The organism is Streptomyces sp. cf386 (assembly GCF_900103585.1).
Lineage (GTDB): Bacteria > Actinomycetota > Actinomycetes > Streptomycetales > Streptomycetaceae > Streptomyces.
This window is the reverse complement of sequence record NZ_FNHV01000018.1, coordinates 16,540-38,515: the sequence shown is the minus strand read 5'-3', so window position 1 is coordinate 38,515 and position 21,976 is coordinate 16,540. Positions and strand designations below refer to the sequence as shown.

At 70.4% G+C, this 21,976-nt stretch carries 16 protein-coding genes and 2 pseudogenes; 9 read left to right on the top strand and 9 right to left on the bottom strand.

All coding sequences use genetic code 11. The annotated features are described in order from the left end of the window. Window positions 1–7 precede the first annotated feature (7 nt). Window positions 8–1,549 (bottom strand): M1 family metallopeptidase, encoded by a 1,542-nt coding sequence (locus tag BLU79_RS36005; protein WP_177001313.1) that lies wholly within the window; start codon window positions 1,547–1,549, stop codon window positions 8–10. Window positions 1,550–1,757: 208 nt separating this feature from the next. Here BLU79_RS36005 and BLU79_RS36000 point away from each other — a divergent pair, with 208 nt between their 5' ends. From BLU79_RS36000 to abc-f, 5 genes are all read left to right on the top strand, one after another. Next, window positions 1,758–3,713, top strand: a complete 1,956-nt coding sequence (locus BLU79_RS36000; protein ID WP_093910317.1) for a Xaa-Pro dipeptidyl-peptidase — start codon at window positions 1,758–1,760, stop codon at window positions 3,711–3,713. Continuing rightward, entirely contained in the window at window positions 3,710–4,969 is a 1,260-nt protein-coding gene (locus BLU79_RS35995; RefSeq protein WP_093910200.1) for a M14 family metallopeptidase, read from the top strand. The genes BLU79_RS36000 and BLU79_RS35995 overlap by 4 nt, the downstream gene beginning before the upstream one ends. Window positions 4,970–5,057: 88 nt before the next feature. Further along, window positions 5,058–6,761, top strand: a complete 1,704-nt coding sequence (locus BLU79_RS35990) for a BCCT family transporter (RefSeq protein WP_093910199.1) — start codon at window positions 5,058–5,060, stop codon at window positions 6,759–6,761. A 105-nt stretch (window positions 6,762–6,866) separates the two neighbouring features. Then, complete coding sequence (locus BLU79_RS35985) at window positions 6,867–7,889, top strand: oxidoreductase (RefSeq protein WP_093910198.1); 1,023 nt, start codon at window positions 6,867–6,869, stop codon at window positions 7,887–7,889. 320 nt (window positions 7,890–8,209) lie between these two features. After that, window positions 8,210–9,850: a ribosomal protection-like ABC-F family protein gene (gene abc-f / locus BLU79_RS35980; RefSeq protein WP_093910197.1), complete on the top strand. Its 1,641-nt coding sequence runs from the start codon at window positions 8,210–8,212 to the stop codon at window positions 9,848–9,850. Here the strand turns inward: abc-f and BLU79_RS49415 are convergent. The 4 genes and pseudogenes from BLU79_RS49415 to BLU79_RS35960 all read right to left on the bottom strand — a co-directional run. Next, a pseudogene (locus tag BLU79_RS49415) lies at window positions 9,847–10,109 on the bottom strand (peptidase S12); the annotation flags it as partial. The gene abc-f and the pseudogene BLU79_RS49415 overlap by 4 nt on opposite strands. Window positions 10,110–10,467: 358 nt before the next feature. Continuing rightward, window positions 10,468–11,025 carry a putative glycolipid-binding domain-containing protein gene (locus BLU79_RS35970; protein ID WP_093910196.1) on the bottom strand — a complete coding sequence of 186 codons (558 nt, stop codon included), beginning with the start codon at window positions 11,023–11,025 and terminating at the stop codon, window positions 10,468–10,470. Between the two features lie 118 nt (window positions 11,026–11,143). After that, on the bottom strand, window positions 11,144–13,540 hold the full coding sequence (locus BLU79_RS35965; RefSeq protein ID WP_093910195.1) for a Tex family protein: 2,397 nt from the start codon (window positions 13,538–13,540) through the stop codon (window positions 11,144–11,146). Window positions 13,541–14,072: 532 nt separating this feature from the next. Then, window positions 14,073–14,942 (bottom strand): SCO6745 family protein, encoded by an 870-nt coding sequence (locus BLU79_RS35960; protein WP_093910194.1) that lies wholly within the window; start codon window positions 14,940–14,942, stop codon window positions 14,073–14,075. 136 nt (window positions 14,943–15,078) lie between these two features. Between BLU79_RS35960 and BLU79_RS35955 the strand changes: the two genes are divergently transcribed. Together BLU79_RS35955 and BLU79_RS35950 are read left to right on the top strand one after the other, a co-directional pair. Further along, window positions 15,079–16,038, top strand: coding sequence for a GlxA family transcriptional regulator (locus BLU79_RS35955; RefSeq protein WP_093910193.1), 960 nt, complete (start codon window positions 15,079–15,081; stop codon window positions 16,036–16,038). An 88-nt stretch (window positions 16,039–16,126) separates the two neighbouring features. Next, a complete protein-coding gene (locus BLU79_RS35950; RefSeq protein WP_093910192.1) occupies window positions 16,127–16,762 on the top strand; it encodes a DJ-1/PfpI family protein in 636 nt (211 codons plus the stop codon). Here BLU79_RS35950 and BLU79_RS35945 read toward each other — a convergent pair. Continuing rightward, window positions 16,749–17,504: an enoyl-CoA hydratase/isomerase family protein gene (locus BLU79_RS35945; RefSeq protein WP_093910191.1), complete on the bottom strand. Its 756-nt coding sequence runs from the start codon at window positions 17,502–17,504 to the stop codon at window positions 16,749–16,751. The two genes, BLU79_RS35950 and BLU79_RS35945, sit on opposite strands and share 14 nt — an antisense overlap. A gap of 126 nt (window positions 17,505–17,630) precedes the next feature. On the opposite strand from BLU79_RS35945, the pseudogene BLU79_RS35940 reads away from it, so the two are divergent. Together BLU79_RS35940 and BLU79_RS35935 are read left to right on the top strand one after the other, a co-directional pair. Beyond that, a pseudogene (locus BLU79_RS35940) lies at window positions 17,631–18,228 on the top strand (HdeD family acid-resistance protein). 174 nt (window positions 18,229–18,402) lie between these two features. Continuing rightward, window positions 18,403–18,912 (top strand): ATP-binding protein, encoded by a 510-nt coding sequence (locus tag BLU79_RS35935; protein WP_093910190.1) that lies wholly within the window; start codon window positions 18,403–18,405, stop codon window positions 18,910–18,912. A gap of 30 nt (window positions 18,913–18,942) precedes the next feature. Here the strand turns inward: BLU79_RS35935 and idi are convergent, their stop codons facing one another. From idi to galE, 3 genes are all read right to left on the bottom strand, one after another. Then, a complete protein-coding gene (gene idi / locus BLU79_RS35930; protein WP_093910189.1) occupies window positions 18,943–19,536 on the bottom strand; it encodes an isopentenyl-diphosphate Delta-isomerase in 594 nt (197 codons plus the stop codon). 211 nt (window positions 19,537–19,747) lie between these two features. Continuing rightward, window positions 19,748–20,689 (bottom strand): cation diffusion facilitator family transporter, encoded by a 942-nt coding sequence (locus BLU79_RS35925; protein ID WP_093910188.1) that lies wholly within the window; start codon window positions 20,687–20,689, stop codon window positions 19,748–19,750. A 178-nt stretch (window positions 20,690–20,867) separates the two neighbouring features. Further along, window positions 20,868–21,851, bottom strand: coding sequence for a UDP-glucose 4-epimerase GalE (gene galE, locus BLU79_RS35920; RefSeq protein WP_093910187.1), 984 nt, complete (start codon window positions 21,849–21,851; stop codon window positions 20,868–20,870). Window positions 21,852–21,976: the final 125 nt, after the last annotated feature.

Below are 21,976 nucleotides of genomic sequence, written 5' to 3'. Positions count from 1 at the left end.
GAAGACGTCAGTCCTCGTGCGCGTGCTCGTCCTCGTGCGCCTTGCCGCGCTCGGCCCCGTGGTCGTGCACGCCGTTCGTCGCCGCGATCTTCTTCCACGACTTCGGCTGCACCGGAGCCACCGACGCCCTCGCGATCGACGCCTCCCGTGCCGCGGGCGCCGACGGCTTCGACGGCTGGAACAGCCACGTGTCGAAGAGCGCCGCCAGCGGCTTTCCGGACACCTCCTCGGCGTACCGCTGGAAGTCGGTCACCGACGCGTTGCCGTAGGCGTACTTCTTCGTCCAGCCCTTGAGGATCGCGAAGAACGCCTCGTCCCCGATCTCGTTGCGCAGCGCCTGCAGGGTCAGTGCGCCCCGGTCGTAGACCGCGATGTGGAACTGGTTCTCCGGCCCGGGATCACCGGGCTTGACCGTCCAGAACGCGTTGTCGGCCGCACGCGAGGCGTACACGTAGTCGGCGATCTCCTGCGCCGTCCCCTCGCCCTCGTGCTCCGACCACAGCCACTGCGCGTACCGCGCGAATCCCTCGTTGACCCAGATGTCCTTCCAGTCCTTCACGGACACCAGATCGCCGTACCACTGATGGGCCAGCTCATGGACGACAACCGAGGTGTTCGACCCGTTCGCGAAGTTCGACGGGCTGTAGAACGGCCGGGTCTGTGTCTCCAGCGCGTACCCGGTGTCGGTGTTCGGCACATAGCCGCCGAGCGCGTTGTAGGGGTACGGCCCGAAGTACTCCGTCAGCCAGTCGGCGATCTCCCCGGTCCGCTCGATGCTCGCCCGTGCCGCGCCGTAGTGTGCGCCCAGGTCCTTGCTGTAGGCGTTGATGACCGGAATGCCGCTCTCGCTGGTCCCGGTGGTCACGTCGAACTTGCCGACCGCGAGCGTGGCGAGATAGGTCGCCTGCGGCTTGTCCGAACGCCAGTTGTAGCGGGTCCAGCCCACCCGCGAACTCGTCGACTGCAGTGTGCCGTTGGAGATCGCCTGGGTGCCGTCCGGGACCAGCACGGAGACGTCGTACGTGGCCTTGTCGAGCGGGTGGTCGTTGCTGGGGAACCACCACCAGGCGGCCTCGGGCTCGTTCGCCCCGACACCGCCGTCCGGCGTACGGTGCCAGCTGGTGAAGCCGTACGCCTTCTTCGAGGACGGCACCCCGCGGTAGCGCACGACGACGGTGACGTCCGTACCCTTGGCCAGCGGCTTCTTCGGCGTGATCTCCAGCTCGTGCTCGCCGGACGTCGCGAACGACGCCTTCGCGCCATTCACCCGGACCTCGCTGACGTCCAGCAGAAAGTCCAGATTGAAGCGGGACAGGTCCTGAGTGGTCTTGGCCAGCAGGGTCGCCGTGCCCTCCAACTCGTCCGTGGCCGGCTGGTACTTCAGCCGGAGGTCGTAGTGGGAGACGTCGTATCCGCCGTTGCCGTACGCCGGGTAGTAGGGATCGCCGATGCCCGGAGCGCCGGCGGTGTTGCTCGCGGCCGACGCCGGGATCACCAGCATCAAAGAGGCGGCTGCGAGCGCGCCCGGCGCCATGATTCTGCGGTGCACAAAAGCTCCAAGTCGTAGGGGCCCGAAGTCTGTCCGGAGCCTATTCACCCCCTGTGACACCTGTGTGTCCATGACCACCGCTGTCACACGATCGCCATTCGGCCGACACGAGGTGACCCGCCCCAGGGGCGTTTATCGGCCACCCAGGACCTCATATGTCATCAGCAGCCCTCTTCTGCACAGGAGTTGATCGATGTACCGTCCGCGCATGCCGAACCGCATGCGCTTCACGATCTGGAGATTGCTCGCGACGGCGGCCACAGCCGCCCTGATGGCCGCGTTCCTGTCACCCGCGACGGCACACGCCGCCCCGCGGGAGAGCAGGCCCGTCTACTCGTACGAGAACGCCATCCGCGAGGCCGTATGGGTGGACACCGGACTGGACCTCGACCGCGACGGCAAGCACGACCGCGTCGCCGTCGATATCGTCCGGCCCCGCGAGGCGGACCGACAGGGCCGCAAGGTGCCCGTCATCATGGACGCCAGCCCGTACTACTCCTGCTGCGGGCGCGGCAACGAGAGCCAGAAGAAGACGTACGACGCCGACGGCGACGTCGTCCAGATGCCGCTGTTCTACGACAACTACTTCGTGCCCCGCGGCTACGCCTTCGTCGGCGTCGACCTCGCCGGCACCAACCGCTCCGACGGCTGCGTGGACGTCGGTGGCCGCTCCGACATCCTCTCCGCGAAGGCCGTGGTCGACTGGCTGAACGGCCGCGCGAAGGCGTACACGACCCGCACCGGCACCACCAAGGCCAAGGCCACTTGGACCAACGGCCGCACCGGAATGATAGGCAAGAGCTGGGACGGCACCATCGCCAACGGCGTCGCCGCGACCGGCGTCGAGGGCCTGAAGACCATCGTCCCGATCAGCGCCATCTCCTCCTGGTACGACTACTACTTCCAGCAGGGCGCCCCGCTCTACGACTCCGGCCCCGACTGGCTCTCCGACTACGTCGAAAGCCCCGACGCCCGCGCCAAGTGCGGCGCCGTCCAGCAGACGCTCGTCGACGGCGCCCCGCGCACCGGCGACTGGACGCCCCTGTGGACCGAGCGCGACTACGTGAAGGACACGCGCAAGGTCAAGGCGAGCGTCTTCCTGATCCACGGCATGCAGGACCTCAACGTCCGTATGAAGCACGTCGGCCAGTGGTGGGACGCCCTGGCGAAGAACGGCGTCGAGCGCAAGATCTGGCTCTCCCAGACCGGCCACGTCGACCCCTTCGACTTCCGCCGCGCCGAATGGGTCGACACGCTGCACCGCTGGTTCGACCACGAACTCCTCGGCTACGACAACGGCATCGACCGTGAGCCCATGGCCGACATCGAACGCCACCCCGACCAGTGGGTCACCTCCAAGGTCTGGCCCCCGCGCGGCACCGACACCACCACCCTGCGCCCGGCCAAGGGCACCCAGGCGGGCGTCGGCACCCTCGGCCTGAGCAAGGGCAAGGGCACCGAGACCTTCACCGACGACCCGCAGCACAGCGAGACCGACTGGGCAGCCCACATAGACCAGGCCACCCCCGACAAGGCGGGCTTCGTCACCAAGCCGCTCACCCGTGACCTGCGCCTGTCCGGCTCCTCCGAGGTCACCGTCACCGCGACCCCGACCACCACGACGGCCCACCTCTCCGCCGTCCTCGTGGACCTCGGCCCCGACACCATCCGCGACTACGCGGCCGGCGGCGAGGGCATCACCACGCTCACCGACCGCACCTGCTGGGGCGCCGGCACCACCGGCGACAGCGCCTGCTTCAAGGAGACCGCGGCCAAGACCGCCGACGTCGACTACACGGTCGTCAGTCGGGGTTGGGCCGACCTGGGCAATCACGCCTCCGACCTGCAGGGCGCACCGCTCACCCCGGGCAAGGCGTACACCATGACCCTCGATCTGGCAGCCACCGACCACGTGGTCCCGGCCGGCCACCGCCTCGCCCTGATCGTCGCGGGCACGGACAAGGACCTGATCGACCCGCCGTCGACCAAGCCGACCCTGACCCTCGACCTCTCCCGCACCAAGGCCCGCGTCCCGCTCGTCGGCGGCGCCCACGCCTTCGCCCGCGCCACGGCGGGCTCCGGCTCCGCGACTCCCCAGGCCACGCCCCTCGACGGTGTGACCCCGCCCCGCACCACCCACCGCATCCCGGAGGGAGGCCGGTGACCCGCATCCGAGCCGTCACCGTCATCGCGGCGGCCCTCGCCGCATCCGTCGTCGCCGTCCCCGCCCAGGCCGCCGACACCCCGCCCCGCACGGGCTTCGAGCAGTCGAACGGCGCCAACTGGACCGGGGAATCCGAGGAGCAGGACTTCCTCGCGGCCGTCGACAGAGCGAGCGACCGGGTCTCCGTGGCCCGCATCGGTACGACGAAGCAGGACCGCCCGCTCCAGCTGGTGCGGATCGGGACGCGCCCCGCCGCCAACAAGGTGCTCCTCGTCTGCAGCCAGCACGGCGACGAGCCCTCCGGCCGCGAGGCCTGTCTGTCCACGATCCGCGACCTGGCCTACGCGAAGGACCGGCAGACCAGGCGCTTCCTGGAACGCACCACCCTGCTGGTCGTGCCCACCGCCAACCCCGACGGCCGCGTCGCCGACACGCGCGGCAACAGCGACGGCGTGGACATCAACCGCGACCACCTCGCGCTCCAGACCGCCGAGGGCCGGGCCATGGCCGCCGTCCTCCGTGACCAGCGCCCCGACGTGGTCTACGACCTGCACGAGTACGGCGCCACACCCCAGTACTACGACAAGGACCTGTTCGACCTGTGGCCGCGCAACCTCAACACGGACGCACACGTCCACGACGAGGCCCAGGCACTGTCCGAGTCGTACGTACGCCCCGCCGCCACGAGCGCCGGCTACTCGACCGGCACCTACGGCATCTGGACCGACCCCGAGACCGGCGAACCGATCAAGCAGGTCGCCGGTGACGGCCAGGAACGCATCCTGCGGAACATGTCCGGCGTCAAGCACTCGGTCGGCCTGCTGATCGAGAGCCGGGTCGATCCGCTCACGGACGCGGAGAAGGCGGACGAGGCCCTCAACAACCGGCGCCGGGTGCACTCCCAACTGGGCGCTCTGGTGGGTCTGTTCGACTTCACGGACGCCCGTCGCGGTCAGGTCGAGGCGGCGACCGGTCTGGCCCGGCTCGCGGGCTACGCCGACACCGGACCCGTGTACGTCGGCGGCGCCGACAACGACCCGGCCGAACCGGCCGACGTGATCCAGGACCCGCCCTGCGGCTACCGGCTCACCACCGACCAGTACACCCAGGTGAAGGACGAGCTCGCCCTGCACGGAGTGAGGACCCACGGCACCTACGTCCCGCTCCGCCAGCCGCTGCGCGCCCTCGTCCCGCTGCTCCTCGACGAGCGGGCCCCGTACCACCTGACGGCGGGTGAGCCCGACACCGACTGCTGAAACGGCTGAGATCGACGGGATTTGTGGTACGTCCTGGAAGACGACGTGGAACCGGCGTATCCACCGTTAACCGGGGAAGGTGCCGCTGATGACCGACGACCTGAAGAAGAGAGGTGGTCGGGAGGGTCCTCCGGACGCTCCCGACCACCGCAGCACGGACCGAGTGGTGTTCGGCGTCACCGCCGCCATAACTGTGGCCTTCGTGATCTGGGGCTGGGCGGCCACGGACTCGCTGGAGAGCGTGTCCACGAAGATGCTGAACGGCCTGATCCACAACGGCGGCTGGGCCTTCATACTGGCCGCCTCGGGCTTCGTGGTGTTCGCGCTGTGGCTCGCGATCAGCCGCTACGGCCGTATCCACCTCGGCGCCGAGGGCGAGGAGCCCGAGTTCAAGACCGTCTCCTGGGTCGCGATGATGTTCAGCGCCGGCATGGGAATCGGCCTGATGTTCTACGGCGTCAGTGAGCCGCTCGCGCACTACAACACCCCACCACCGGGCACCGACCCCGCCGACTCCGCCGAACGCATGGAGACGGCGATGGCCACCACCCTCTTCCACTGGACGCTGCACCCCTGGGCGATCTACGCGGTGGTCGGACTCGGCATCGCCTACAGCACCTTCCGTAAACGCCGGCGCCAGACCATCAGCGCGGTCTTCACCCCGCTGATCGGGGAGAAGCACGCCAACGGCACCGCCGGCCGGGTGATCGACATCCTCGCGATCATCGCCACGGTCTTCGGCTCCGCGGCCTCCCTGGGCCTCGGCGCGCTCCAGATCGGCTCCGGGTTCGAGGAGCTGGAGTGGATGGACGAGGCGAGCACCGGGCTGCTCGTCGCGATCATCGCCGTGCTGACCCTGGCCTTCGTCGCCTCGGCCGTCTCCGGCATCGAGCGGGGCATCCAGTGGCTGTCCAACACCAACATGGTGCTCGCCCTGATCCTCGCCCTCTTCGTGTTCATCGCGGGTCCGACGATCATCGTCCTCGACCTGCTGCCCACGTCGATCTTCGCCTACCTCGGCGACCTGCCCCAGCTCGCGGGCCGCACGGAAGCCAGCGGAGGCGAGGGAGTAGCGGACTGGCTCGGCAGCTGGACCGTCTTCTACTGGGCCTGGTGGATCTCCTGGACACCCTTCGTCGGCATGTTCATCGCCCGCATCAGCCGGGGCCGCACCATCCGGCAGTTCGTCGGCGGCGTCATCCTCGTGCCCAGCACGGTCAGCCTCATCTGGTTCGCGATCTTCGGCGGTACGGCGATGAAGGTGAAGGAGGGCGGCGGGCTCGGCGGTGAGGAGACCCCCGAGGGCCAACTCTTCGGTCTCCTCCAGGAGTTCCCCATCGCGACCGCCACCAGCCTGCTCGTGATGATCCTGGTCGGCATCTTCTTCGTCTCCGGAGCCGACGCCGCCTCCATCGTGATGGGCACGCTCTCCCAGAAGGGCGCCCTGGAACCCGGCCGCTTCGTCGTGGTGTTCTGGGGTGTGGTGACCGGAGCCGTCGCCGCCATCATGCTGCTCGTCGGCAGCGGCCAGGGCGACGCGCTCACCGGTCTGCAGAACCTCACGATCCTGGCGGCGGCGCCCTTCGTTCTCGTGATGGTCGGCATGTGCGTCGCCCTCATGCGCGATCTGCGCCGGGATCCGGTCATCGTGCGCACCGAGATGGGTACCGAGGCCGTCGAACTCGCCGTGATCGAGGGCCACAAGCGGTACGACGGCGAGTTCGAGATCAAGGTCGGCCCGGGCCCCGGAACCGGAGCGGAGGGCGACCCGCTGGGCCACGACCACGCCTGACCGGCACACGGCCGGCCTCGCCCACCTGTTCGCTTCCCAGGGCGGGACGTAGCGGAATATGTCATGCCGCGCTCATATCGGTCCCGCCCTGGGGATACTCACAGCATGTCTGCCGAGTACGCGACCTTCGGCCTGGCACCGGCGATGCGTGCCGGTGGCGTCCTGGCCAACGGTGACTACCAAGTGCACCGGGACTTCGTGGACTTCATCGTCGACGGACGCCCGCTGCTGTTCCAGCTCTCCGACCTCGACGCCGTCTCCCCGCTCGCCTCCGACGTCCCACCCGCCATCTTCACCGCACAGGTCCGCAGCCTGCTCCTGGAGGCGGAAGCCCCGCTTCCGGGCAGCCGGTACGTCATATACGGCTGCCCCGAGTGCGCCGACCTCGCCTGCGGTGCCGTCACCGCGGTCATCGACAAAGACGGCGACGACTACATCTGGGGGGACTTCGCCTGGCAGACCGACGAACACGCCGACCTGGAGCTCAACGGCTACCACGGCATCGGTCCCTTCCGCTTCCAAGGCGCCGAGTACCGCGCGGCACTCGGCTCCCTGCTCGACCACGACACCGACGCCCCACGCCGCCGAGTGCTCCTCATCGGCGCCCGCGTCGCCCTCCTCGCCAAGCTCGCCGCCGCCCTGCGCACCATCGGCATCGGCGCCGACATCACCCATGACCTGGGCGGCGTCCCCGCCGACGAACTGCGAGCCTACGGCGCCGTCGCCTTCGGCCGCGCGGTCGCCCAGGACCAGCGCACCGCCGTACGCCGCGCCTTCACGGACGCGGGAGTCGACGTGGCCTACGTCGACGGACTCGCGCCGATCGTCCCGTTGCTGGTCGCCCAGATCGAACACGCCCTGGACCGCAGCCCGGTCGAACAACGCCGCCTGACCCGCCTGGTGGCAGCCGACGGCGAAGCGGGCCTGGAGGTCACCTCCCCCTGCCGCGTCCGCCTCACCGCCTACCGCCTCGACCGCCTGTACCGCACCCACACCTACGAGGTCTTCGACGACATCCTGGAACCGGGCCGCCACCGCATCGCGCTGGACGCGAAGGCGGTGAAGGGGGAGTCGTTCGTGGTGGCGCGGACCTCGGGGAGTGTGCTGGTGGAGGCGATGGCGCGGTGAGGACGGAGGGAGTGGCTGCGGCGGGGGCACCACGGTGGGGTTGATGGTGGTCGCGGTGCGGGCGGAACGTTGGCCTAGCCGGTGGCGGCTGTGGCGTGATGTGGGTGAGGGGGGGGGCGGCTTCGGCGCGGTGACAACGAACGGGTCGGTGGCGGTCGCGGTGCGGTCAGAACGCAGGTGCGGTGGCGGCTTCGGCGCGGGGAACACCACGGCGGTGCCGGGGGAGGCGTCGTCGCGCCGAAGCCGGCGGGCCCGCTGAGTGCGCGGCCCGCCGTAACGAAGGTGCTCGCGCCCCGGCGCGGCCACTAGGATCGCCCTCTGTGACTGCCACCCTCGTCGCCAAGAACCTCGCCGCCGGGCACGGCGACCGCTCCCTGTTCAACGGGCTCGACCTCGTCGTCGCGCCCGGAGACGTGATCGGCCTGGTCGGGGCCAACGGTGCGGGCAAGTCGACGCTGCTCCGCCTGCTGGCCGGGCTGACCGCGCCGGAGGAGGGGGAGCTGCGGCTGTCCCCGCCCACGGCGACCGTCGGTCACCTCCCGCAGGAGCCGGAGCGGCGCCCCGGCGAGACCGTACGGCAGTTCCTGGCCCGCCGTACCGGAGTCGCCGAGGCCCAGCGCACCATGGACGAGGCGACGCAGGCCCTCGTCGACGGGGCGCCCGGCGCGGATGACGCGTACGCGACGAGCCTAGAGCGCTGGCTCGACCTGGGCGGCGCCGACCTGGACGAGCGGGCGGAGGAGATCGCCGACTCGCTTGGCCTGGCCGTGGACCTGGACCAGCCGATGACGTCCCTGTCGGGCGGCCAGGCGGCGCGCGCCGGACTCGCCTCGCTGCTCCTGTCGCGCTACGACGTCTTCCTGCTCGACGAGCCGACGAACGACCTCGACCTCGACGGCCTGGAGCGCCTCGAACGCTTCGTCGCCGGCCTGCGCGCCGGCACGGTGGTCGTCAGCCATGACCGCGAGTTCCTCACCCGCACGGTCACGAAGGTCCTCGAACTCGACCTCGCCCAGGGGCAGATCAATCTCTACGGCGGCGGCTACGAGGCCTACCTGGAGGAGCGCGACGTGGCCCGCCGCCACGCCCGCGACGACTACGAGGAGTACGCCGACAAGAAGGCCGCCCTCCAGGACCGGGCGCATACCCAGCGCTCCTGGATGGACAAGGGCGTGAAGAACGCCCGGCGCAAGGCGAGCAACGACAACGACAAGATCGGCCGCAAGTTCCGCAGCGAGGCCAGCGAGAAGCAGGCCGCGAAGGCCCGCCAGACCCAGCGCATGATCGAACGCCTGGAGGTCGTGGAGGAGCCGCGCAAGGAGTGGGAACTGCGCATGGAGATCGCCTCGGCGCCCCGCTCGGGCTCGGTGGTCGCGACCCTACGGGACGCAGAGCTGCGCCGCGGCGACTTCACCCTGGGCCCGGTGTCCCTCCAGATCGACTGGGCGGACCGGGTGGCCGTCACCGGCGCCAACGGCGCGGGCAAGTCGACCCTGCTGGCCGCCCTGCTGGGCCGCGTCCCGCTGACCGCAGGCCAGGCGACCCTCGGCTCCGGCGTCCTGATCGGCGAGGTCGACCAGGCCCGCAAGCTGTTCCACGGCGAGGAGTCCCTGCTGGACGCCTTCTGCGCGGCCGTCCCGGACACGGAACCGGGTGAAGTACGCACCCTCCTGGCCAAGTTCGGCCTCAAGTCGGACCACGTCCTGCGCTCCGCCGCCACCCTCTCCCCGGGCGAACGGACCCGCGCCGCCCTCGCCCTCCTCCAGGGCAGGGGCGTCAACCTCCTGGTCCTGGACGAGCCCACCAACCACCTGGACCTGCCGGCCATCGAGCAACTCGAATCGGCCCTGGACTCCTACGAGGGCACGCTGCTCCTGGTCACCCACGACCGCCGCATGCTCGACGCGGTCCACGTCACCCGCCGCCTGGAGGTCGCCGACGGCAAGGTGACGGAACGCTAGGGCGTGTCCGTCGGCCCCGGTCGCGCAGTAGCGCACAGATCTGGCTTCAAGGCCTCTTTGATCTGGGTGGTGACGGAGAAGGTCAGCGACCGGCGCCCATCCGGCGTGGCGGCGATCAACTGCGTGTAGCCGAGCGTGTTGCCGGTGTGCCCCAGCACCACACCGCATCGGGTCGTGTACCGGAAGATGCCGAGCCCCCGTCATTGCGCCCCGGTCCGGCGGGCTCGGACGCCGCCCCGGGGATCCAGCGCATCTGCTCCCCTACGACGTGGTGACCGTACGGCAGCGGCCGGTCGGCGACGTAGCCGAGCAGCCGGCGGGAGTCGAAGCGGTGCCGGGGGTCGGCCTGCAGGGTCCGCAGCTCAAGTGCGTCGTAGGGATGCGGTCCGGGCGGCTCCCGCACCGACCGAGGACAGCAGGATCAGACAGACGGTGATGAGCGACACCGACCCGATACGTGAGCCGAGTGGGGAACGGCGGCGAAGCGGCGTGGGGGTAGGCATCGGCTCTCCCTGGGCGGCGGTGGACACACACGCGGTCCGGTCCGTCCAGCCATTCCCGCCCGGACCGGGGCAGCCGCTCCCGCTACTGCACCTGGCCCAACGGGCCGCGCGTCCTCAGGACCGGCCGAACCGCGTCGCCAACCCCGGGTAGTCCACGACGAAGCCGTCGCCATCGAAGGCGATGTCGCTGCTGAAGTCGCCGGACACGAAGCGAATCAGCCCCTGCCCCAGGTGCACGTAGGTCTGACGCGAGGGGACGACCGCCAGGTCCGGCACCGACACCCACGCCATCAGGAACTCCCGCTCCCCGGGCGCCAGATGAAGCCCGTGCCGCAGCACCGGCATCGTGTTGGTGAGCGGACACCGGCCGAGGTCGCAGTCGAGGGCGCCGTCGACGTCGGGCAGACGCTCACCGTTCGCCGTCCACCGGCCCGCCCCGTCGTGCCGTAGATCGAGCGTGCGCACGCCGTCCGCGGACTCGACGGTCACCTGCAGTCGGCGTGTCACGAAGCCGTCGCCGGTGTCGAGTTCGTACGAGATCCAGTACGGCTGTGGCGTCGTCCCCACCGCCCGGCCACGGGCCCGCAGGGCGTCGGCGCCGAGCTCGGTCCACGCGGTCTCGATGCCCTTGCTCTCCGACACTTCCCAGGTGATGACCCGTGACGTCGCCATGTAGTCACCCTACGAGCGAACGGGCCCGGACCCTCCGAGTCGTACGGGAGAGTCCGGGCCCGCGTGTCGCGTCAGCGCCTGTCCTGCGTATTCAGCGACTGCCCTGCAAACGGCCGGCTCAGCGCTTGCCCTTCTTCGGGTCGAGCAGACCGGCGCGGCGCAGTGCGTCGGCCATCGCGCTGTTGGCCGGAGGCGGCGCCTGCCGCGAGCCACCGCCGCCACCGCCACCGCTGCCACCACGGCCCTGCCGCTGCTGCGGCGGTCGCCCGCCCCGCTGCCGACGCTCGCCGCCACCGCCCTGCTGTCCCTGCTGTCCCTGCTGTCCCTGCGGAGCCGCCTCGTCGTCGAGCCGCAGGGTCAGGGAGATCCGCTTGCGCGGAATGTCGACGTCGAGGACCTTCACCTTGACGATGTCTCCGGGCTTCACCACGTCCCGCGGGTCCTTGACGAACGTCTTCGACAGCGCGGAGACGTGTGCCAGACCGTCCTGGTGGACGCCGACGTCGATGAACGCCCCGAAAGCCGCCACGTTCGTCACCACGCCCTCCAGGACCATCCCGGACGCCAGGTCGGAGATCTTCTCGACGCCCTCCTTGAAGGTGGCCGTCTTGAAGGCGGGACGCGGGTCGCGCCCGGGCTTCTCCAGCTCCTTGAGGATGTCCGTCACGGTCGGCAGACCGAACGTCTCGTCCACGTAGTCGTTCGCCTTCAGGGACCGCAGCACGCCCGTGTTGCCGATGAGGGCGGCGACCTCCTGGCCGGCCGTCTTCACCATCCGCCGGACGACCGGGTACGCCTCCGGGTGCACGCTGGAGGCGTCCAGCGGGTCGTCGCCGCCGCGGATGCGCAGGAAGCCCGCGCACTGCTCGTACGCCTTCGGGCCGAGCCGAGCGACGTTCTTCAGCTGCGAGCGGGACGTGAACGGCCCGTTGGCGTCCCGATGGGACACGATGTTCTCGGCGAGACCGGAGGTGATGCCGGAGACGCGCGCGAGCAGCGGCGCGGAGGCGGTGTTGACGTCGACGCCGACGCCGTTCACACAGTCCTCGACCACCGTGTCCAGCGAGCGCGAGAGCTTCACCTCGGACAGGTCGTGCTGGTACTGACCGACGCCGATCGACTTCGGGTCGATCTTCACGAGCTCGGCGAGCGGGTCCTGGAGCCGACGCGCGATGGAGACGGCGCCGCGCAGCGACACGTCCATGTCGGGCAGCTCCTGCGAGGCGAACGCGGAGGCCGAGTACACGGAGGCGCCCGCCTCGGACACCATCACCTTGGTGAGCTTCAACTCGGGGTGCTTGCCGATCAGTTCGCCGGCGAGCTTGTCGGTCTCGCGGGACGCCGTGCCGTTGCCGATGGCGACCAGCTCGACCGAGTGCTCCTTGGCCAGCCGGGCGAGCTTGGCGATGGCCTCGTCCCACTTGTTGGCCGGGACGTGCGGGTAGATCACGTCGGTGGCGACCACCTTGCCGGTCGCGTCGACGACGGCGACCTTCACGCCCGTACGGAAACCGGGGTCCAGGCCCAGCGTCGAGCGCGTGCCGGCCGGGGCGGCGAGCAGCAGGTCGCGGAGGTTGGCCGCGAAGACGCCCACGGCCTCGTCCTCGGCAGCCGTGCGCAGGCGCAGCCGCAGGTCGATGCCGAGGTGGACGAGGATGCGGGTGCGCCAGGCCCAGCGGACGGTGTCCGTCAGCCACTTGTCGGCGGGTCGGCCACGGTCGGCGATCCCGAACTTGTGGGCGACGATCCCCTCGTACGACGAGGGCCCCTCGGTGGCCTCTTCGGGCTCCAGAACCAGGTCCAGAACCTCTTCCTTCTCGCCGCGGAGCATCGCGAGGATCCGGTGCGAGGGCAGCTCGGTGAACGGCTCGGCGAAGTCGAAGTAGTCGGCGAACTTCGCGCCCGCCTCCTCCTTGCCGTCCCGCACCTTGGCGGCCAGCCGACCGCGCACCCACATCCGCTCGCGCACCTCGCCGATCAGGTCGGCGTCCTCCGAGAACCGCTCGGTGAGGATCGCCCGGGCGCCGTCGAGGGCGGCCTGCGGGTCGGCCACGCCCTTGTCGGCGTCGACGAACGCGGAGGCAGCCGCCAGGGGCTCGACGTTCGGGTCACCGAGCAGCCCCTCGGCGAGCGGCTCAAGGCCGGCCTCCCGGGCGATCTGCGCCTTGGTCCTGCGCTTGGGCTTGTACGGCAGATAGATGTCCTCCAGCCGAGCCTTGGTCTCGGCTCCGCGGATCTGCGCCTCCAGCTCCTCGGTCAGCTTGCCCTGCTCGCGCACCGAGTCGAGGATCGCCGTCCGCCGTTCCTCCAACTCCCGCAGATAGCGCAGCCGCTCCTCGACCGTGCGCAGCTGCGCGTCGTCGAGCATCTCGGTCGCTTCCTTGCGGTAGCGGGCGATGAAGGGCACCGTCGAACCGCCGTCGAGCAGCTCCACGGCAGCCTTCACCTGCCGCTCCCGTACGCCGAGCTCCGCGGCGATCCTGCCTTCGATGGACCCTACGAGGGGTGTCGTCACGATCCCGTCCCGCTTTCTCACTGAGGTTGCGCGGCAATTGTGGCAGGTGACACCGACAACCGTGGATCAGGGCGCCAACCCGGCAGGTCGCGGAGGGCAGAAGCCCTCGAACGCAGGTCCCGGCATGCCAGCGCGTCCGGCTGTGAGGGCGAGGTATCAGGGTCGGGGTTCCCCACCCGCGAGCAGCCGTCACTTTTCGGTGCCGCCTCGCGCATTTCAGTGGGTCCGGCGTGTGACGACGAGGTCCTACCGTCCCGATCCCCCACCCACCCGTGGGGGTTCCGCCCTCAACCCCCACTCACCCGCGGGCACCCGTCACTTCTAGGCGCCGGCCCGTGCCTCTCAGCCCGTCCGGCGTTTGAGGACGAGGCCCCTTCAGGGCCGAAACGGGGGTCTGGGGGCGGAGCCCCCAGCAGGGGCGCCCGGGGTCGAAGGGGCAGAGCCCCTGGAGGATGGGACGGGTAGGGGCGGCGGGGGCGAGAAAAGCAAGGGCGCCACCCCCGGCACACACCGCCGAGCGCCCCCGCCGACCTCACCCCTTACCGATCAGATCCCCCGGAAACGCCCCCGCCCCCGCCGCCGCCCGCGCGAACCCCGCACCGAGCTCCGTCAGCCGCCCGACCCCCTCCACCCCGAGGTGCTCATACGGCGCCCGGTCCAACCGATCCGTCTCGGACTCGATCTCCTCGCGCAGGGCGACCCCCTCCGGCGTCAACTCGCCCGCACCGTCCAGAATCCCCCGCTCACGCAGCCGCCCACACGCCGCGTCCCAGTCCTCCCGCGTCCACCCACGCGTCCCGCACACCCACTTCGGCGTCATGCCCTTACCGGTCGCGGTATGGGTCACCACCGCCTCCAGACCGTCGAGCCCCGCCGACATCAGCACGGCGAGATGACCGTCACCCCGGTGCTCACGCAGCAGCGTGGTGGCGTGGAAGTAGGCCAGGTGCGCCACCTCGGGGACCGGCAGATCCGCGTGTGCCGAGTACAGGGGCCGGGCGCTGCGGGAACAGGCCTCGGCGGCCCGGAGCGCGAGCCGTGCCGCCTCCGCCATCTCCGGGGAGGCCAACGCCTCCTCGCCGAGCAGCCGCCGCAGCGTCGCGTCGACGGCACGCGCGCGTGCCGCCAGCACGTCCTCGGGCGAGGCGATCGCCCAGACCGCGGGGATGTGCCGGGCGACCAGGTCGTGCTTGTAGTTGTAGAACGTCGCCGTCACGGCACCCGCCCCGACCGGCCCCAGCGCGGCAGCCCGCACCGCGAAGTTGACGGCCCTGGGGTGCGTGATACCGAGAGCGGCGAGTTCCGTACCCAGCTCCGGGGCGAAGTAGGACGTCGCGTGCAGGGTGTTCAGCACGTTGTGGCAGCGTCGGCCGGCACGGGGTTCGAGGGCGGCAGTAGTCATGGCCCGGACCTTACCAACCGCTTGGTACGTCCGGCACGCCCCGGCGCACGCCCCTGACACATGCGCGTGAGCGTGGCAGAAAAGGTGGGGGACTCGTCATTGCGGCCACTGGAACGGCCCGCGAAGAATCGGTGCCATGGCGCAGCGAACCGTTCTCTTCGTACTCTTCGACGACGTGCAGAGCCTCGATGTCACCGGGCCGTTGGAGGTCTTCGCGGGGGCCGAGACGCACATGCCGGGCACGTACCGCATCCGCACGGCCTCCCTGGACGGCGCTCCCGTCCGCACGTCCGGCGGCCTGACCGTCGAACCGGACCATGCCCTCGCCGACGCCCCCGACCCGCACACCCTGGTCGTCCCGGGAGGCAAGGGCACCCGCCGCCCGCAACCCGACCTGACCGACTGGCTGCGCGACCACGGCCCCCGCGCAGAGCGCCTGGTCTCCGTCTGCACCGGCGCCATCCTGCTCGCCGCGGCTGGCCTGCTGGACGGCCGCCGCGCCACGACCCACTGGGCGTACTGCGACAAGCTCGCCCGCGACCACCCGGCCGTCGAGGTCGACCCGGACCCGATCTACGTACGCGACGGGTATGTCGCCACCTCCGCCGGCGTGACCTCGGGCATCGACCTCGCCCTCGCCCTGGTCGAGGAGGACCTGGGCCGGGACGTCGCCCTCGGAATCGCCCGCCACCTGGTCGTCTTCCTGCGCCGCCCCGGAAACCAGGCCCAGTTCAGCGCCCAGCTCGCCGCCCAGACCGCCCAGCGAGAGCCCCTGAGGGACGTCCAGCGTTGGATCACCGAGCACCCCGACGCCGACCTGACGGTCCAGGCGCTGGCCGCCCGCGCGAGCCTCTCCCCTCGGCACTTCGCCCGCGCCTTCCAGAACGAGACCGGTATGACCCCCGGCCGGTACGTCGACCGGGTCCGCCTCGAACACGCCCGCCGCCTCCTGGAGGACACGGGCGACGGCGTAGAGGAGATCTCCCGCGCCTGCGGCTACGGAACCCCCGAGGCCATGCGCCGCGCCTTCGTCAAGAGCCTCGGGACGGCCCCGGTCGAGTACCGCCGCCGGTTCCGCCCCGTGGCCGTCCAGTGAGCCCGACGAGCGCAGTCCGGTGAGCCCGGCAAAAACCGGGCGGAACCCCAGCGGAACCCAGCAGATCCCCAGCAGAAAGGGACAGTCCATGCAGATCGCGATGGTCCTGTACGACCGCTTCACAGCCCTCGACATCGTGGGGCCTTACGAGGCCTTGAGCCGTATCCCGGACGCGCGCGTCGACTTCGTCGCCGCGCAGGCAGGCCCCGTGCGTACCGACACGGGATTCGTCGCCCTCACGGCGGACAAGGCGCTGGCCGATGTGCCGCACCCGGACGTCGTGGTGGTGCCCGGCGGGTCCGGCACCCCCGCCGAGATCGAGAACGAGACCTTCCTCGAGTGGCTCAGGACCGCCGACGCCACCAGCACCTGGACGACCTCCGTCTGCAGCGGCTCGCTGCTCCTCGCCGCCGCGGGGCTCCTGGAGGGCCGCCGGGCCACCTCCCACTGGCTCACCCTGGACTTCCTGCCGCAGTACGGCGCCGAGCCCACGGGCGAGCGAGTGGTGCCCGACGGGAAGTACATCACCGCGGCCGGCGTCTCCGCCGGCATCGACATGGGCCTGACCCTGGTCGGGAAGATCGCCGGAGACGAACACGCCCAGGCCGTACAGCTGTTGATCGAATACGACCCGCAGCCGCCCTACGACGCGGGCTCCCCGCAGAAGGCGCCCGCGCACCTCGTCGAGGAGTTCCGCACGAACAGCCGCTTCAGTCTGACGTAGGAACGTTCCAGGTGAAGCGCGGCTGCCTGCGCTCCAGGAACGCGGCGACGCCCTCCGCGGTGTCGCCGCTTCCGCGTGCCTGCTCCGCCCAGTGCCCGTCGCGGTCGGTGCGCCCGTTCGCGAACTCCTTCGCCGCGGCCTGGGTCAGCTGGGAGCGTGACACCAGGATCCGGGTGAACTCCGCGACCCGCTTGCCGAGTTCGCCCTCGGGCAGGACCTCGTCCACCAGGCCCGTGCGCAACGCCCGCTCGGCGCCGATCAACTCGCCCGAGAACAACAGGTACTTGGCCGTGGCCGGTCCCACCACCGACACCAACCGCCGGGTGGAGGAAGCCGGGTACACGATCCCGAGCTTCGCCGGCGTCACCCCGAACAGCGACCCCGCCTCGGCGAACCGCAGATCACACGCCGCCGCGAGCTGCGACCCGCCGCCGACACAGTGACCCCGGACCGCCGCCAGCGTGGGCTTCGGGAAGGCGGCCAGCGCCTCCTCCGCCGCCACGGCGAGGTCCTGCGCCTCCTTGGCGGACCCCTGGAGCGTGGAGATGTCGGCGCCCGCGCAGAACGTCCCGCCCTCACCGGTCAGCACCAGCGTCCGTACGGCCGGATCGGCGGCCAGCGTGCTGAGCAGCGGGGGCAGTGCCCGCCACATCGCGGCCGTCATGGCGTTGCGCTTGGCCGGATGGTGGATGACGACGGTGGCGACCGAGTCGGTGACGCCGTGCAGCAGCTGGGGCTCCATGCGGCGGATGCTATCCGCTTGCGCCGAACGGCCGATCAAGAAGGGCCCGGCCGATGATCACGGCAGAAGGCGCAAAGTGGGATAAAGGGTAAAGGGTAAAGGTGGGTATCGGTCGAGGAGACGCTGATGGCCAGGTCCGGCAAACCCACGGGTGAGGCGGCGAAACTCCAGCGCGGCTTCAGCTGGCTCGCCGCCCTCGGTGTGCTGCTGGTCGTCGGGGGAGTGATCGGCCTGCTCTACACCGCCTTCGCCACGCTGACCTCGATGCTGCTGTTCGGCTGGCTGCTGCTGATCGGCGGCGTCGTCGGCCTGCTGCACGCGGTCCAGGCGCGCGGCACCAACTTCTTCTGGCTCGGTGTGGTCGTCGCCGCACTGAACATCGCGGCGGGTGTGGTGGTGATCCGCAGACCGGAGGCGGCGGCCGAGGCGCTGGCCATGTTCGCCGCCCTGCTGTTCCTCACCGGCGGGCTGTTCCGGCTGGTCGGCAGTCTGGGTGGTGCGCGGTCCGCAGTTCGGCTGGACCCTGCTGCAGGGCGCGTTCGACCTGTTCCTCGGCATCCTGGTGCTCAGCTCCTGGCCCAGCAGCAGGTACGTCATCGGTACGCTCTTCTCCCTTGCCCTGCTCTTCGACGGGCTCGGCCTGATCGCCACCGGCTACGGTGGTCGCCGGATCGTCGGCATGGTCGCGGCGAAGGACGCCGCCAAACCCGTACAACCCGAATAGTTCGCCAAGTCGGCACGACCGCGACAGGACCGGTCCCACAACTGACCGTGTCATACGCCAACGGTCAGAATCGCTCGATACCTGCTGACTTCTGTTCAGTTCTACGGTCCGGACCTGCGCGTTACCAACACTCGACGTGTGGTGACAATCGAGCGCGAGGGTGGCGACCGGACAATGGAGAACCTCGGGCGCGGGTCCTGTCCACGCCCAGCAGGCGGCGCGGACGAGTCCCTCGGTCAGCAGCCGCCGAATCCACTGCCGTACGAAGGCGTCTGGCGGTTCACCGCCCCCGCCGTCGAGGCCTCGGTCCCGCAGGCGCGGCACGCCGTGCGGGACCTGCTGTACCGGCAGGGCGTGCCGGTCTCCGACGACCTGGTCCAGGGGCTGCTACTGATCGTGTCGGAACTGGTCACGAACGCCGTCCGGCACGCGGCGCTGCTGTCGCCGATGCTCGCCGTGGAGGTCGCCGTCGGCGCCGAGTGGCTACGGGTGTCCGTGGAGGACAACCACCCCTACCGACCGACTGCCCTGGAGGCGGACCACGGCCAGACCGGAGGCCGTGGTCTGCTTCTCGTGCGCGAGGTCACACGGGAGGCGGGCGGTGTGTGCGACGTCGAGCACACGGCGAGCGGGGGCAAGGTGATCTGGGCCGCCGTACCGCTCAAGCCCGTGCACGTGCCCTAGGGCGGGTCCGGCGGAACGGACCTCCGCGCGTCACCAGCCGGCCGACGGACCCGTCAGTTCCCTGATCGCGGGGCGGGCCGCGTCGAGCACCGTCATGAACCAGGACGAGAAGGTGTCCTTCGCGTGGCGTTCCGTCAGCTCGGCCGACGTCACGAAGGCCGTCTCGCCGACCTCCTCCGGGTCCGGCCGCAGCGGGGACTGCACCATGCCGACGAAGAGGTGGTTGTACTCCTGCTCCACCAGGCCCGACTCCGGGTCCGGGTGGTTGTAGCGGACGGTGCCCGCCTCGGCGAGCAGCGACGGGGAGACGCCGAGCTCCTCGTACGTCCGCCGGGCCGCCGCCGCGAAGGGTGCCTCGCCGGGGTAGGGGTGACCGCAGCAGGTGTTGGACCACACACCGGGGGAGTGGTACTTGCCCAGCGCCCGCTGCTGGAGCAGCAGCCGACCGTGCTCGTCGAAGAGGAAGACGGAGAAGGCGCGGTGCAGTTGCCCCGGCGGTTGATGGGCGGCGAGCTTCTCCGCGGTGCCGATCGTCACACCGTTCTCGTCGACCAGTTCCAGCAAAATCGCGTCTGCGGCGCCGTTCGACGGACTGTGCGTCGCGGTCGCAGGTGTGATCGGCATACCCATCCTTCGCTTCGGTCTTCGCGCCCCAAGTGTGCCGTACGAATCCGGCACTCCCGGCAGTTGATCGTGCCCGGCGCGGCGGGAACGGAACCGTCGGCGGGGGCGCTGTGAGCATGAGGACGCAACCGACCACCGGATCGCTGCATTCCGCCCGTACTGGCGTTTTATCGGACCGTACGGTTGTTTCAGCGCGGGTCGTACGGTTGTTTCAGTGACAGAGCCGTGCCTCGTGCTGGGCGTGCCCGACCGGCTCCAGTTGGAAGGTGCAGTGCTCCACGTCGAAGTGGTGGCCCAGGCATCCCTGGAGCTCGTGCAGCATCTTCTCGTGGCCGATCGCGTTCAGGACGTCGGAGCGCACCACCACATGGGCCGACAGCACCGGCATACCGGACGTGATCGTCCAGGCATGCAGGTCGTGGACGTCCTCGACACCGTCCAGGGCGAGGATGTGGGACCGCACCTCCGCCATGTCGACGTCCTTGGGAGCCGACTCCAGCAGCACGTCGAGGGTCTCGCGCAGCAGCTTGAAGGTGCGCGGCACGATCATCAGGCCGATGACCAGCGAGGCGATCGGGTCGGCGGCCTGCCAGCCGGTGGCCAGGATCACCGCCGCCGAGATCAGCACCGCGAGCGACCCCAGCGCGTCCGCGGCCACCTCCAGGAAGGCGCCGCGCACGTTCAGGCTCTCCTTCTGGCCGCGCATCAGCAGCGACAGCGAGATCATGTTCGCGACCAGGCCGATCGCGCCGAACACGATCATCAGGCCGCCCTCGGTGTCCGCCGGCGTGAAGAACCGCTGGATCGCCTCGTACAGGACATAGCCGCCGACGCCGAGCAGGAGCAGACAGTTGGCGAGCGCGGCGAGGATCTCCGCGCGGGCGAATCCGAAGGTGCGCTTGGTGCTCGGCGGGCGGTTCGCGAAGTGGATGGCGAGCAGCGCCATGCCCAGGCCCAGCGCGTCCGTCGCCATGTGCGCGGCGTCCGCGATCAGGGCGAGCGAGTCCGCCATCACACCGCCGACGATCTCGACGACCATGACGCCGAGCGTGATCGACAGCGCCACGCGCAGTCTCCCGCGGTACGCGGCAGCCGCCGTACCGCTCGTCGGCGCGTGCGAGTGCGTGTGCCCGTGATCGTGCCCAGCCCCCATGAGAAAAGCCACCCTTCCGCGGTCCGTCCGACGATCGGAATTTCCGTCCGGGATCACAGTGAACTACGGGTGGGGGGTATCGGGCAACGCGGCACTGAACACCGTTGTCATGTGCCCTGACCTGCGGAAACGATACGCAGGTCAGGGCGTTGCACAGAAGTCGACGCCGGTCGTGTGATCAGCCGCTCGATCGGCCGCCGTGGTGCAGCAGCCACCCTTGCCACGCCGACTCGACCATCTCGCGCACCCCGCGCCGAGCCGTCCAGCCGAGCGCCTCGGCGGCCAGCGCGGCCGAGGCGACCGCGCGCGGGGCGTCCCCGGGACGTCGGGCCTCTACGACGGCGGGGCGCCGGTCGCCGGTGATCTCACCGATGACCGTGATCAGCTCCCGGACGGAGACGCCCTCGCCCCGACCGATGTTGACCGTCAGATCGCCGCTCGCGTCCTCCGCGTTCAGTCGCCGCGCCGCCGCCAGGTGCGCCTCCGCCAGGTCCGCGACATGGATGTAGTCGCGGATGCAGGTGCCGTCCGATGTCGGATAGTCGTCGCCGAAGATCCGCGGGGCCTCGTCGCGGGTGAGCCGGTCGAAGACCATGGGCACGATGTTGAAGACGCCCGTGTCCGCCAGCTCGGGCGCGGCGGCGCCCGCCACATTGAAGTAGCGCAGGCACACGGTCGAAATGCCGTGCGCCCGGCCCGCCGCCCGCACCAGCCACTCCCCGGTGAGCTTGGTCTCGCCGTACGGGTTCACCGGCGCGCACGGAGTGTCCTCCGTGATGAGATCCACATCCGGGTTGCCGTAGACGGCGGCGGACGACGAGAACAGGAACCGCTTGATCCCGGCCTCGGCGACCGCCTCCAGGAGCGTGGCGAGCCCGCCCACGTTCTCCCGGTAGTAGCGCGTCGGCTGCGCCACCGACTCACCCACCTGCTTGCGCGCGGCGAGATGCACCACACCGGTCACCGCGTGCTCGGCGAACACCCGCTTCAGCAGGTCACCGTCGAGCGCCGAGCCCTCGACGAGCGGGACGTCCGCCGGCAGCCGCGCGGGAAACCCGGCCGAGAGATCGTCCAGTACGAGGACCCGCTCCCCGGCGTCGGTCATGGCCCGCGCCACATGTGCCCCGATGTAGCCGGCTCCGCCTGTGATCAGCCATGTCATGGTTGCCCACCCTATGCCGAGGCATCTGCGGCGTTTGCAATGTCCCCGATGCCCCGGTCTGTCGGCGCGAGTTTGTGGGCGGGACCGGGAATCCCCGATGATGATCGCGGCAAAGCTCTGGGCAA

Coding starts and splice junctions, on each gene's coding strand:
- BLU79_RS35935 (WP_093910190.1), top strand. CDS start 18,403: ATGGAGAACCTCGGGCGCGGGTCCTGTCCACGCCCAGCAGGCGGCGCG.
- BLU79_RS35985 (WP_093910198.1), top strand. CDS start 6,867: ATGTCTGCCGAGTACGCGACCTTCGGCCTGGCACCGGCGATGCGTGCC.
- BLU79_RS35960 (WP_093910194.1), bottom strand. CDS start 14,942: ATGACTACTGCCGCCCTCGAACCCCGTGCCGGCCGACGCTGCCACAAC.
- BLU79_RS35945 (WP_093910191.1), bottom strand. CDS start 17,504: ATGGAGCCCCAGCTGCTGCACGGCGTCACCGACTCGGTCGCCACCGTC.
- BLU79_RS35955 (WP_093910193.1), top strand. CDS start 15,079: ATGGCGCAGCGAACCGTTCTCTTCGTACTCTTCGACGACGTGCAGAGC.
- BLU79_RS35970 (WP_093910196.1), bottom strand. CDS start 11,025: ATGGCGACGTCACGGGTCATCACCTGGGAAGTGTCGGAGAGCAAGGGC.
- BLU79_RS36000 (WP_093910317.1), top strand. CDS start 1,758: ATGCCGAACCGCATGCGCTTCACGATCTGGAGATTGCTCGCGACGGCG.
- BLU79_RS35950 (WP_093910192.1), top strand. CDS start 16,127: ATGCAGATCGCGATGGTCCTGTACGACCGCTTCACAGCCCTCGACATC.
- BLU79_RS35925 (WP_093910188.1), bottom strand. CDS start 20,689: ATGGGGGCTGGGCACGATCACGGGCACACGCACTCGCACGCGCCGACG.
- galE (WP_093910187.1), bottom strand. CDS start 21,851: ATGACATGGCTGATCACAGGCGGAGCCGGCTACATCGGGGCACATGTG.
- idi (WP_093910189.1), bottom strand. CDS start 19,536: ATGCCGATCACACCTGCGACCGCGACGCACAGTCCGTCGAACGGCGCC.
- BLU79_RS35990 (WP_093910199.1), top strand. CDS start 5,058: ATGACCGACGACCTGAAGAAGAGAGGTGGTCGGGAGGGTCCTCCGGAC.